11 protein-coding genes are annotated in these 11,236 nt (G+C 76.4%); 6 read left to right on the top strand and 5 right to left on the bottom strand.

The features are described from left to right. Positions 1 to 413 precede the first annotated feature (413 nt). Positions 414 to 1,385 (top strand): SMP-30/gluconolactonase/LRE family protein, encoded by a 972-nt coding sequence (locus BLW63_RS19310; protein WP_091159881.1) that lies wholly within the window; start codon positions 414 to 416, stop codon positions 1,383 to 1,385. Positions 1,386 to 1,472: 87 nt separating this feature from the next. Here BLW63_RS19310 and BLW63_RS19305 read toward each other — a convergent pair whose 3' ends face one another. Genes BLW63_RS19305 through larB form a run of 3 tightly spaced genes read right to left on the bottom strand, consistent with a single transcriptional unit; the run spans position 1,473 to position 3,653 of the window. After that, positions 1,473 to 1,700 carry a toxin-antitoxin system YwqK family antitoxin gene (locus BLW63_RS19305; RefSeq protein WP_211517186.1) on the bottom strand — a complete coding sequence of 76 codons (228 nt, stop codon included), beginning with the start codon at positions 1,698 to 1,700 and terminating at the stop codon, positions 1,473 to 1,475. Between the two features lie 37 nt (positions 1,701 to 1,737). After that, positions 1,738 to 2,955: a nickel pincer cofactor biosynthesis protein LarC gene (gene larC / locus BLW63_RS19300; protein ID WP_091159879.1), complete on the bottom strand. Its 1,218-nt coding sequence runs from the start codon at positions 2,953 to 2,955 to the stop codon at positions 1,738 to 1,740. Beyond that, on the bottom strand, positions 2,952 to 3,653 hold the full coding sequence (gene larB, locus BLW63_RS19295) for a nickel pincer cofactor biosynthesis protein LarB (protein WP_091159876.1): 702 nt from the start codon (positions 3,651 to 3,653) through the stop codon (positions 2,952 to 2,954). Before larB ends, larC begins: the two co-directional genes overlap by 4 nt. A gap of 124 nt (positions 3,654 to 3,777) precedes the next feature. On the opposite strand from larB, the gene larA reads away from it, so the two are divergent. Further along, positions 3,778 to 5,073 (top strand): nickel-dependent lactate racemase, encoded by a 1,296-nt coding sequence (larA, locus tag BLW63_RS19290; RefSeq protein ID WP_091159873.1) that lies wholly within the window; start codon positions 3,778 to 3,780, stop codon positions 5,071 to 5,073. A 59-nt stretch (positions 5,074 to 5,132) separates the two neighbouring features. Beyond that, positions 5,133 to 5,984 carry an ATP-dependent sacrificial sulfur transferase LarE gene (larE, locus tag BLW63_RS19285; RefSeq protein WP_091159870.1) on the top strand — a complete coding sequence of 284 codons (852 nt, stop codon included), beginning with the start codon at positions 5,133 to 5,135 and terminating at the stop codon, positions 5,982 to 5,984. Positions 5,985 to 6,093: 109 nt separating this feature from the next. On the opposite strand, the gene BLW63_RS19280 is transcribed toward larE, so the two are convergent. Together BLW63_RS19280 and BLW63_RS19275 are read right to left on the bottom strand one after the other, a co-directional pair. Beyond that, positions 6,094 to 7,071, bottom strand: coding sequence for a sigma-70 family RNA polymerase sigma factor (locus BLW63_RS19280; RefSeq protein WP_091159867.1), 978 nt, complete (start codon positions 7,069 to 7,071; stop codon positions 6,094 to 6,096). A 65-nt stretch (positions 7,072 to 7,136) separates the two neighbouring features. Then, positions 7,137 to 8,777, bottom strand: a complete 1,641-nt coding sequence (locus BLW63_RS19275; protein ID WP_091159864.1) for a hypothetical protein — start codon at positions 8,775 to 8,777, stop codon at positions 7,137 to 7,139. Positions 8,778 to 8,997: 220 nt separating this feature from the next. On the opposite strand from BLW63_RS19275, the gene BLW63_RS19270 reads away from it, so the two are divergent. From BLW63_RS19270 to BLW63_RS19260, 3 genes are read left to right on the top strand one after another with little or no spacing between them, the layout of a single operon-like run. Then, entirely contained in the window at positions 8,998 to 10,314 is a 1,317-nt protein-coding gene (locus tag BLW63_RS19270; RefSeq protein ID WP_091159861.1) for a sensor histidine kinase, read from the top strand. Further along, positions 10,302 to 10,949, top strand: coding sequence for a response regulator (locus BLW63_RS19265; RefSeq protein WP_091159859.1), 648 nt, complete (start codon positions 10,302 to 10,304; stop codon positions 10,947 to 10,949). Before BLW63_RS19270 ends, BLW63_RS19265 begins: the two co-directional genes overlap by 13 nt. Positions 10,950 to 10,965: 16 nt before the next feature. Beyond that, a complete protein-coding gene (locus BLW63_RS19260; RefSeq protein WP_244522675.1) occupies positions 10,966 to 11,208 on the top strand; it encodes a hypothetical protein in 243 nt (80 codons plus the stop codon). Positions 11,209 to 11,236: the final 28 nt, after the last annotated feature.

The raw sequence follows: 11,236 nt of genomic DNA, 5'->3' as shown, positions 1-11,236 counted from the left end.
GACGATCACCGGAGGGCGCTCCTACCCAGATCGAGATCCTCGTGGGGCCAGGGTGGGCGCACAGCGTCACCGGGACGTCACCAACGCGTGGACGACGCGCAAGGAGGCCCCCGCGTGTCGCAGCGCACAAGGGTGGAGGATGGCCGGAGCTCGCGCCCCGTGGAGCGCGCGTGGACGGCGCTCGGGGACCGGAAGCGCCAGGCAGGCGGCCATGGCCGCCAGGGGCACCGGGAACGACTCAGGCCGCACTCCCCGCGGGAGGCCGGCGGGGTGCTCGGTCGGCGTGGTGAGCGGTCGGCCCGTCCCGTGGCGCAGGTCGGCCCCAGATGTGTCCGCGGCCCTTCTCCCCACGCCGCAGTGGGGCCACAGTGGAGGGTGACGAGCTGACCGCACAGCGCCGACCGGAGGCACCGATGCCCGGGTCCGTCACGAGGCGAACGACAGCCGGCCGGCCGCGCGGGACGCCCCTGCTCCTGACCGCCGTCCTCGGTTTGATGGCCACCGCGGTCTCCCCGGCCGCGGCGGCGGAGGCCGACGACGTGATCGTCCTCCCCGGGGCGAGGTCGGCCGAGGGCATCGCCCTCGGCGAGGGCAGCACCTTCTACGCCAGCGACCTGTTCCGCGGCGACGTCTTCCGCGGCGACCTCGAGGCCCGGACGGCGGAGCTGTTCATCGACGCCCCCGAGGGCGCGATGGCCGCCGGCATGGCCGTCCACCATGGACACGGCCTGCTCTTCGTCGCCGGCGGGTTCACCGGTGTGGTGTCCGTGTACGACACGCGGTCGGGCGCCACCGTCGCCACGGTCCGGTTGACCCCGCCCTCCCCACCCGACGCCGTCCCGCTGACGACGGTGATCAACGAGGTCGCCGTCACACCGGACGGCGCGTGGATCACCGACAGTCGCCGAGCCGAGCTCTTCTTCCTGCCGATCGGCCACGACGGCGAGCTGGGGGAGCCGCGCGCGCTGCCGCTCACCGGCCCGGCCGCCAAGACGACCGACGAGTTCAACCTCAACGGGATCGTCGCGACCCGCGACGGCGGCACGCTCATCGTCGCCCACTCGGCCCACGGCGCCCTGTACACCGTCGATCCGGAGACCGGTGCGAGCGCGGCGGTCGAGGGCGTCAGCGTGCCGACCGTGGGCGGCCTCGTGCTGCACGGCCGGGACCTGTGGGCGGTGCAGAACGCCGACCGGGTGACCCAGGTGCGGCTGAGCCGCGACCTGGCCTCGGGGTCCGTGGTCGAGGTCATCACCGACGAGGACTTCCAGACCCCGGCGACGGCTACCCGGTACGACGGCCTGCTGGCGGTGGTGAACGCCAAGTTCGACACCGGCATCCCGCCGACGGCCGACCGGTACGAGGTCGTGCTGGTCGACGACTGATCGGGCGGACGGACCTCCTCCGGCCCCCGGAGGTCCGGCGATCGGGCTGGTCGGGACGTCGCCCGCGTGCCGGCCGGCTGAGCGCCGTCAGCGCACCGTCGTCGTCCGGTACGGCGCGCCCGTCCGGTCGTAGGTGGTCCACTCCCCCACCTGGCGCCCGTGCTCGAACGTGCCAGAATGCAGCCGGGTGCCGTCGAGCCGGAACCACTCCAAGTACCCGTGCGGGCGGCCGTCCACGACCGGCCCGCGGGCGCGCAGCGAGCCGTCGCGGTGGCGCTCATCGTGGATGCCCTCGGTGACGTGGGTCTCCGGCACGGCGTGCTCCCGGGTCGTGGGACGGTCGGCTGGCGCGTCACTCCCGGGCGGGCGGGCGCCGGGCGTCGGCCGCCAGCGCCTCCGCGAGCCCGACGGCCTGCGCCAGCACCTGCTTGACCGGCCGGCCGAGCTCGGCGGCCGCCCGGGCGACGTCCTCCCACTCGGGCATGGCGTTGAGCACCGAGCCGTCAGGTCCCCAGCCGAGCTTGACCGCGACCGGCTGCCCGTCAACGGAGACGGTGTCGAACGTGCGCCGGAGGGCGTGCCGGACGACGGGCGTCTCGCGGACGCCGAGCGTCGTGGTCTCGCGCAGCAGGACCTCGCGGACCCGGGCCACCTCGGCCGGTCCGGCGAGGGCCGCGACGACGTGCGCGGGCCGGCCCTTCTTCGTGATCGTCGGGGTCAGCCAGGCGTCGAGCGCGCCCGCGGCCAGCAGCGCGGCGAGCACCGGCGGCCAGACGCGCGGGTCGAGGTCGTCGACGTTGGCCTCGAGGACCACTGCCGTCGTCGTGTCCAGGCCCCCGGGCGCGCCGGGCGGACCCTCGCCCACGACCAGCCGCACCACGTTGGGCCGGCCGGCGGGGTCCCGGGCGCCGGCGCCGGTGCCGGTCGCCGTCGGGCGCAGCGCCGGCATCGGACCGAACCCGGACGCCAGGGTGGTGGCGAGCGCGACCCCGGTCGGCGTGGCCAGTTCCTCCTCGTCGGGGCCGCCGCGCCCGGGCGCCCCCGCCGCCTCCAGCAAGGCCAGCACGGCGGGTCCGGGGACCGGGATCGTGCCGTGCGCCGTCCGCGCCCGCCCCCCACCGAGGGCGATCGGGGAGGCGACCAGCCGGTCCAGGCGCAGCGCGGCCATCCCGGCGCAGACCCCGACCACGTCGGCGACGGCGTCCAGCGCGCCCACCTCGTGGAAGTGCACGTCCTCCTCGGCCACGCCGTGCACCGCCGCCTCGGCCCGCGCGAGCGCGCCGAACACCGCGACCGCCGACGACCGCAGCGGATCGGGGAGCCGGTCGAGCAGCCGCCGGACGTCGGACCAGCGGCGCGTCGGCTGGCCGGCCTCGGGCGCCTCGACCACCACCCGGACCGCCCGCAGTCCGCCGCGGCGCACGTCCTCGGCGCGCAGCGTGATCGGCAGCTGCAGCGGCTCAAGCGCGGCGGCGACGTCGGCGAGCGGCACGCCCGCCCCCACGACCGCACCGAGCAGCATGTCGCCGGCCACGCCGTTGCCGAGGTCCAGCCAGCCGACCCTCGTCACCGCGGCTCCACGGCACCCGCGTGCATGCGGCGCGCGATCCGGGCGGCGAACACCCCGGCGCCGAAGCCGTTGTCGATGTTGCAGACGACCACGCCCGCGGCGCAGGAGTTGAGCATGCCCAGCAGCGCGGACAGCCCGCCGAAGCTGGCCCCGTAGCCCACGCTGGTCGGCACGGCGACCACCGGTGTGCCGACCAGGCCGCCGACGACGCTGGGCAGCGCGCCCTCCATGCCCGCCACCACGATCGCGATGTCGGCGTCCTGCAGCACCGGGCGGGCGTCGAGGACGCGGTGCAGCCCGGCGACCCCGACGTCGACCACCCGGACGACGTCGGCGCCGAAGACCCGCGCCGTCGTCGCGGCCTCCGCCGCCACCGGTGCGTCCGACGTGCCGGCCGTGACCACCGCGACCAGCCCCCGGGCCGGCGGCAGCTCCCCGACGACCACCGTCGTCGCCTCCACCTGCGCCCCGGGCCACCGCGACCGCACCGCCGCCACCGTCGCCGGGTCCGCCCGCGTGACGAGCGCGGGTCGGTGGGGCGCCGCCGCGCGCAGCGTCCCGACGACGGCGACGACCTCGTCCGGCGTCTTGCCGGCGGCGTAGACCACCTCCGGGTCCCCGGTGCGGGACAGCCGGTCGGTGTCCACCCGCGCGAACCCCAGGTCGACGTACCCGGGGTCGCGTGCCTCGCCGTCCACAGCGGCATCCTGCCCGGCGGCAGCCGGCCGCTCCCAGCGGGGCCGGAGCAGGTCGTTGTCGGGCGCCGCGGCGGTCTGCCCGGTTAGGGTCCGGGCACGCGCCAGCGACCGGACGGGTGATCACATGAGGGTGCAACTGGCCTACGGCGAGCAGGGGCTGAGCGTCGACCTGCCGGACGACCGGACGACCGTCGTCGAGCCCCGGTACGTGCCTGGCGCGGAGGACCCCGCTGCCGTCCTGCGCGCGGCCCTGCGGGAGCCGGTCGTCGGGCCGCCGCTGCGCGAGATCGCGCGACCGGGCCAGAAGGTGGCCATCTCCGTCTGCGACGGCACCCGCGCCCAGCCGCGGGACCTCATGGTCCCGGCCGTGCTCGAGGAGCTCGACGGCATCGTCGACCGAGACGACGTGGTGATCCTCATCGCCACGGGCACGCACCGCGGCAACACCGAGGCCGAGATCCGCAGCATGCTCGGCGACGACGTCGTCGACAGCGTGCACGTCCTCAACCACGACGCGCGCGACCAGGACTCCCTGGTCTGGATGGGCACCCACGGCAACGGCGTGCCCGTGTGGCTCGACCGCCACTGGGTCGACGCCGACGTCCGGATCACCACCGGGTTCGTCGAGCCGCACTTCTTCGCCGGGTTCAGCGGTGGCCCCAAGCTGGCCGTCCCCGGGCTCGCCGGCCTGGAGACCGTGCTCACGCTGCACGACGCCGAGCGCATCGGCTCCCCCCAGGCCGTGTGGGGCGTCTGCGAGGGCAACCCCGTCCACGACGACATCCGCGCGGTCGTCGCGGCGGTCGGTGGCGTGCACTTCGGCTTCGACGTCACCCTCAACCGGGAGCAGCAGGTGGTGGGCGCGTTCGCCGGGGAGCTGTTCGCCATGCACGCCGCGGCCCGCGAGGCGGCCCGGGAGCTGGCGATGGCACCGGTGCCGGAGCGCTTCGACGTGGTGGTCACGACCAACTCCGGCTTCCCCCTGGACCAGAACCTGTACCAGGCCGTGAAGGGCATCTCCGCGGCGGCCACGGTGGTCAAGGACGGCGGCGCGATCATCTGCGCGGCCGAGTGCCGGGACGGGTTCCCCAACCACGGCTCCTACCGCGAGGTGCTCGAGTCCGCGGCGTCCCCCCAGGCGCTCCTCGACCTCATCGAGAGCCGGCCGAAGACCGTGCCCGACCAGTGGCAGGTCCAGGTGCAGGCCAAGATCCAGACCCGGGCGCGGGTGATCATGCACACCGCGTACCTCTCCGACCACGCCCTCGAGGCGGCCCACCTGGAGCAGACCCACGACATCGGGGCCACGGTGCGGGAACTGCTCGACGCGGCCGGGCCCGACGCCCGGGTGTGCGTGCTGCCCGAGGGGCCGCAGACCATCCCCTACGTCAGCAGCGAGCTCCTGGCCGACGCGCGCTGAGCCGGACGACGTCGACCGGCCACCGGCAGGGCCGGCACGCACGAGGAACGGGTGAGCACGTGACTCCGACAGACCTGCAGCCGGCGGACCGCCGGGCGGTCGCCGACCTCCGGGAGCGGCTGGCCGGCACGGCGAGGCTGGGGGTCGCCTTCTCCGGCGGCGTCGACTCCTCGGTGCTGCTCGCCCTCGCCGCCGACGCCCTCGGCGCCGACCGGGTGCTCGCGCTGCTCGGCGTCTCCCCCAGCCTCGCCGCCGACGAGCGGGCGGCGGCGCACCGGGTGGCCGCGCACGTGGGGGTGCCCGTCGTGGAGGTGCCCACCGCCGAGGGCGATCGGCCCGACTACCGGCGCAACGGCCCGGACCGCTGCTTCCACTGCAAGGACGAGCTCTTCACCCGGATCTCCGAGGACGTCGTGTCCCGGTACGGCCTGACCGCTGTCGCCTACGGGGAGAACGCGGACGACGCCCGGCGACCCGACCGCCCCGGCGCCCGCGCGGCCACCGCGCACGCCGTCCTGCGCCCGCTGGCCGACGCCGACCTGGACAAGGCCGCGGTGCGCCGGATCGCCCGGGCGCTGGAGCTGCCCTGCGCGGACAAGCCCGCGGCGCCCTGCCTGGCCTCGCGGATCCCGCACTTCAGCGAGGTCTCCCCCGAGAAGCTCGCCCAGGTGGAGGCGGCCGAGTCCGGGCTGCGGCGGCTCGGGCTCGGGGACCTGCGGGTCCGCCACCACGGGGACGTCGCCCGCCTCGAGGTCCCGGTCGAGGAACTGCCGGCGCTCGTGTCCGACCCGCTGCGGGAGCAGGCGATCGCAGTGGTGCGGGCCGCCGGCTTCCGCTTCCTCGCCCTCGACCTGGCCGGCATCCAGTCCGGCGCGTTCACCCTGCCGCTGGTGGGCGTCCGCGAGGGCTGAGCCTGGAAGGTTCCTGCGAGGTCCCGCCGCGGGTTTCCCTGGCCCCCTGCAGGGTCCCGCCGCGAGCTCGCGAGTGGCGGGGGCAGGGGGTCCTTCCAGGGGTCCTTCCTCAGGCGGGCGGCTCGACGGGCAGCCCGAGCCGGCGGAACAGGTTGTTGTCCAGGTCCAGGAAGCTGGAGATGTGCGCGACCCGGCCGCCGCGCACCTCGAGTACGTGCAGCGCCCACGGCTCGTGCCCGCCACCGGGGCGGGGCCGGTACTGCGCGAACGCCGGCGCGCCGTTGGCGAGGGTCGGCAGCAGCCGGGAGCCCTCGCACTTCGCACCCGGGCCGCGCATCCAGGTGCCGATGTCGGCCCGGCCGCGCAGCCACATGGCGAACGGCGGCATGTGCTGGGTGGCGTCCTCGTGCAGGAGCTGGACGAGGCCCTCCACGTCGTAGCGCTCGAAGGCGTCGACGTAGCGCTCCAGCAGGGCCCGCTGGACGGCGTCCAGCGGCTCGGTCTCGGCCTCGCCGCCGACCTCGGCCATCGTGGCGCGGGCCCGCTGCAGCGCGCTGTTGACCGACGCCACGGTGGTGTCGAGCAGCTGCGCGACCTCCTCGGCCCGCCAGCGGAGCACCTCGCGCAGCAGCAGCACGGCGCGCTGGCGCGGCGGCAGGTGCTGCAGCGCGGAGACGAAGGCCAGCCGGATCGACTCCCGCTGCACGGCCTGCTCGGCGGGGTCGGCGTCCTCCGCCACGACCTGCCGGTCGAGCACCGGCTCCACCCACGCCGTCCCCGGGCGGCGGACCGCCAGCGAGGCCTCGACCGGCTGCCACGGCGAGCCGGAGAGGTCCATGGGCAGCGCCCGGCGCTGCCGGCCGGAGAGCTGGTCGAGGCAGACGTTCGTGGCGATCCGGTACAGCCAGGAGCGCAGTGCCGAGCGGCCCTCGAAGTCGGCCAGGCCCCGCCAGGCGCGGACCATCGTCTCCTGCACCGCGTCGTCGGCGTCAAAGGCCGACCCGAGCATCCGGTAGCAGTAGCCGGTCAGCTCCCGCCGGTGCTCGAGCAGCCGCGGGTCGAGTTCGTCGGTCAGCACGGTCGTCACGGGTCCTCCTCCGGCGTGGGCCGCGACAGCTCACCACAGGACACCGACGGAACGGGAGGCCCGCGCTACTGGTAGCTGATCAGGTTCGGCCGCGGCTCGACGGCCACCGTCTCCTCCGGGGTGAGCATCGGGACGTCCTCGTCGTAGAAGTTCTTCCAGCCCCAGGCGACCTCGTCCGGCTCGGTCTGCCGCAGCGTCCGCCAGGTGGCCTGCTTGTCGCCCTGCCCGCCCTGGCCGTCGGCGTGCACCATCAGCGCCAGCTCGTCGCGGGAGGTGTCCAGCCGGTCCCGGTCCGGGATCATGTCCACCCGGAACTGGTGCAGCAGGAGCAGCTTCTGCGGCAGGTCGCCGGCCCGTGTCAGGTCGGCCAGCCAGGTGACCACCCGGTTGACCTCGTCGATGGACACCGAGCCGATCTGGGTCAGGTGCACCTCGTTCGGCCCCAGCCGCCACTCCGGGTCCAGCGCCAGGCCGACGTGCGGCAGCTCCAGCAGCGGGCGGTACAGCTCGGCCTGGGTCACGAAGTCGGTGCGGCCGGGCTGCAGGTCGATGACCACGTACATGCCCGCCTCGCCGGCCGCCTCGACCCACGGCCGCAGCTCCTCGACCGGCAGCTCGGTGGAGTAGTTGCCGTCCGGCCCGGCCACCGAGGAGGCCACGGTCGCGATGACCTCGAAAGTGGGGACGACGGTCGCATCCGGCACCAGCGGCTCGTAGTCGGCCGCGTGGGCCTGCGCCCGCTCGATCGACTCCGGCAGGTCCTGCTCGCCGAGGACGCCGAGCGCGCCGGTGCCGGGGCTGCCGTAGAGCGCGACGAGGAAGTGCTCCGGGAAGAGCAGCTGGCCGCCGCCGGGCAGCTGCTGCCCGGTGGTGGCGGTCTCGAGCTTCCAGTCCAGCCCCTCCTCGGCGGCGAACCCGGCGCCCAGCGCCACGACCGTCCCGGGCTGCCGCTCGGCGAGGAGCTCGACCAGCTCGGCCGACCCGCGCGGGTCGGTGCCCCCACCGGTCAGCTGCACGCGCGCCCCGGCGGCCCGGGCGGTGGCCACGCCGGCCAGCGCCTCCGGGGCGCCGGTGGTCACGACGACGGTGTCCTCGAGCGGCTCGGCGCGCTCGACGGCGGGGAGCTCGCCCTCCCCCGCCTCGCCGGTGGCCGGCTCGGCGCCGGGAGGCTGGAGCGCGGCCGGCTGCTCGGCGTCCAGCCCCGCGACCGCGGCCGCCGCGCCGTCGCCGTCCACCTGCTGTGCCTCGCCCAGCTCCAGACCGGTCACCTCGGCGACGGCGTCCGGCACGGCGGGGACGGCGACCACCTCGGGTCCGCCATCGCCCCCGCCCTCGGCCGCCCCGACGGCGAGGACCGTCGTGGTCCCCAGCCGCTCCAGCTCGCTGCCCAGCGCGTCCGCGGGACCCCCGCCGGCCGGCTCGAGCAGCAGCGGGACGCCGAGGCCGGTGGCGGTCGAGGCGCCCAGCAGCGTGCCGGCCGCGTCGCCGTCCCGGGCCAGGACGACGACGTCGGCGCGGTCGAACAGCGCCCGGCTGGCCGAGGCCGCCGAGGCGACGGCGTCCTCGTCGGCGACGAGGGTGAGGCGCGCGTCGGGCGCGGAGGTCGCCACCCCGGCGGCGTCCTCGGTCTCCTCGCCGGAGGCCGCGCCGCAGCCGCCGGCCAGCAGCGCCGCGGTCAGGGCGATCGGCAGCGTCCGAGAGCGCACGGCTCCCTCCCCCCGCCGGTCGCACGGTCACGCGGGGCGCGACGGCGGGGCGCGCCCGGCTCCCCGCGACCCTACGAGGCCCCGGCCCTGGACACCGCGCCCACCACCTCGGGAGCATCGCGTCCGAGATGAGCAGCCCCGTGCTGTCGGGCCAGCCCGACACCCGATCGACCGGCTGGCGGGATGGGACGAGCGCGCTCCCGCGGCCAGGCTCGACGGCATGAGCGACACCGCCGTCCTGCCCCCACCGGCCCCCGCCCCGGCGCCCCCCACCCGGCCGCGCGGGCCGCTGCGGCAGCTGGGCGTGGACACCGGCTACTCCCTGCTCGCCCTCCCCCTCGCCGTGGCCGCCTTCGTCGTCGTGGTGACGGGGCTGTCCGCCGGCGCCGGGCTGCTCGTCGTCTGGATCGGCGTCGCCGTCCTGGCCGGCACGCTGCTGGCCGCCCGGGGGCTGGCCGGCGTCGAGCGCGCCTGGCTGCCCGCCGTCCTCGGCCGGGAGCTGCCCCGGCCGGCCTACCTGCCCGCCGGCGAGGGCGGCGCGGTGCGGCGGCTGACCGCGCCGCTGCGCGACCCCCAGTGCTGGCTCGACGCGCTGCACGGGCTGCTGCGCTTCCCGTTCGCGGTCCTGGCGTTCGTCGTGACGGTCACCTGGTGGGCGGGAGCCCTCGGCGGGCTGACCTACGGCCTGTGGGACTGGGCGCTGCCGGACGCCTCCACCGACCCGGACAACTCCGACCTGCTCGAACTCCTCGGCCTCGAGTCGTCGTCGTGGTCGCGGATCTTCTCCTACACGCTGGTCGGCGCCGTCTTCGCCGTCCTGCTGCCGTTCGTCGTCCGCGGGGCGGCGCTGCTGCAGGCGCAGCTGGGCCGCGCCCTGCTGACCTCCCGGGCCGCCGCGCATGCGGAGATCGGCCGGCTGACCGAGGGGCGCGACGCCGCCGTCGCCGCCGAGGCGGTCGCGCTGCGCCGGCTGGAGCGCGACATCCACGACGGGCCGCAGCAGCACCTGGTGCGCCTGGGCATGGACCTCTCCCGCGCCCAGCGGCAGCTCGACCGCGACCCGGCCGCCGCCCAGGCCACCCTCGACGAGGCGGCGACGCTGGCGCACGAGGCGCTCGAGGAACTGCGCGCGCTCTCCCGCGGCATCGCCCCGCCGGTGCTGGCCGACCGCGGTCTGGCCGCCGCGCTGGCCGCCGTCGCCGCGCGCTCGCCGGTGGCGGTGGAACTGGCCGTGGACCTGCCGCAGGAGCGGCTGGCGCCCGTCGTGGAGAACACCGCCTACTTCGTCATCAGCGAGGCCCTGGCCAACGTCGCCAAGCACAGCGGGGCCACCCGCGCCGAGGTCGTCGTCGTGGCCGCCGGCCCCGCCCTGCGGGTCGCCGTGGAGGACGACGGCCACGGCGGCGCAGTGCTCGCGCCCGGGCACGGCCTGGCCGGGCTGGCGGACCGGCTGCGCGCGGTCGACGGCGTCCTCACCGTCGACAGCCCGCCCGGAGGCCCCACCCGCCTGGTCGCGGAGGTGCCGTGCGGGTCGTGATCGCCGACGACTCGGTCCTCCTCCGCGAAGGGCTCGTGCGGCTCCTCGAGGAGGAGGGCAGCGCGGTGGTCGCCGCCGTCGGCGACGGCCCCTCGCTGGTCCGTGCCGTGGCCGAGCACCGGCCGGACGTCGCCGTGGTGGACGTGCGGATGCCCCCGACCCACACCGACGAGGGACTGCGGGCCGCGGTGGCGGCCCGGGTCGCGGTCCCCGGCACGGCGGTGCTGGTCCTCTCCCAGTACGTCGAGGTGGCCTACGCCGACGAGCTGCTCGCCGACGGCCGGGGCGGGGTCGGCTACCTGCTCAAGGACCGGGTCACCGACCTCGACTCCTTCCTCGCCGCGCTGACCGGCGTCGCGGCCGGAGGCACCGTGCTCGACCCGCAGGTGGTCGCCCAGCTGTTCGCCCGCCGGCGCGCCGACGACCCGGTGCGCCGGCTGACACCGCGGGAGCGCGAGGTCCTCGGGCTCATCGCCGACGAGGGCTCCTCGAACGGCGCGATCGCCCGGCGGGTGGTGGTGACCGAGGGCGCCGTCGAGAAGCACACCCAGCGGATCTTCGCCAAGCTGGGCCTCACCCAGGACGAGGACCAGCACCGCCGGGTGATGGCGACCCTGGCCTACCTGCGCAGCTGACCGGGAGGTCACCACCGTGGACGCCGACGGGCCCGAGGTCCGCATCCTCGTCAACACGAACGTGTCGATGTCCCGGCACAAGGCCGCGGCGCAGGCGGTGCACGCCGCGCTGGCCGCCTTCGGCATCCCGCACGGTCGGGTCGTGGTGCTCGGCGGGCGGCCGGACGAGGTCGCGGCGATGGACGCCGTCGTCCGCGACGCCGGGCGCACCGAGGTGGCGCCGGGGACCCTGACCGCCGGGGCCACCGTGGTCCGCTGACGCCTCCGCGCGGGAGGACGGGAGGGAG

It is taken from the genome of Geodermatophilus africanus (assembly GCF_900107105.1).
Classification (GTDB): Bacteria; Actinomycetota; Actinomycetes; order Mycobacteriales; family Geodermatophilaceae; genus Geodermatophilus; species Geodermatophilus africanus.
The sequence above is the reverse complement of the archived record's forward strand: the minus strand, read 5'-3'. Positions and strand labels throughout refer to the sequence as shown.

What these genes read in the sequence shown, in the direction of transcription:
- BLW63_RS19310 (WP_091159881.1), top strand. Translation starts at nt 414, where the DNA reads ATGCCCGGGTCCGTCACGAGGCGAACGACAGCCGGCCGGCCGCGCGGG.
- larA (WP_091159873.1), top strand. Translation starts at nt 3,778, where the DNA reads ATGAGGGTGCAACTGGCCTACGGCGAGCAGGGGCTGAGCGTCGACCTG.
- BLW63_RS19270 (WP_091159861.1), top strand. Translation starts at nt 8,998, where the DNA reads ATGAGCGACACCGCCGTCCTGCCCCCACCGGCCCCCGCCCCGGCGCCC.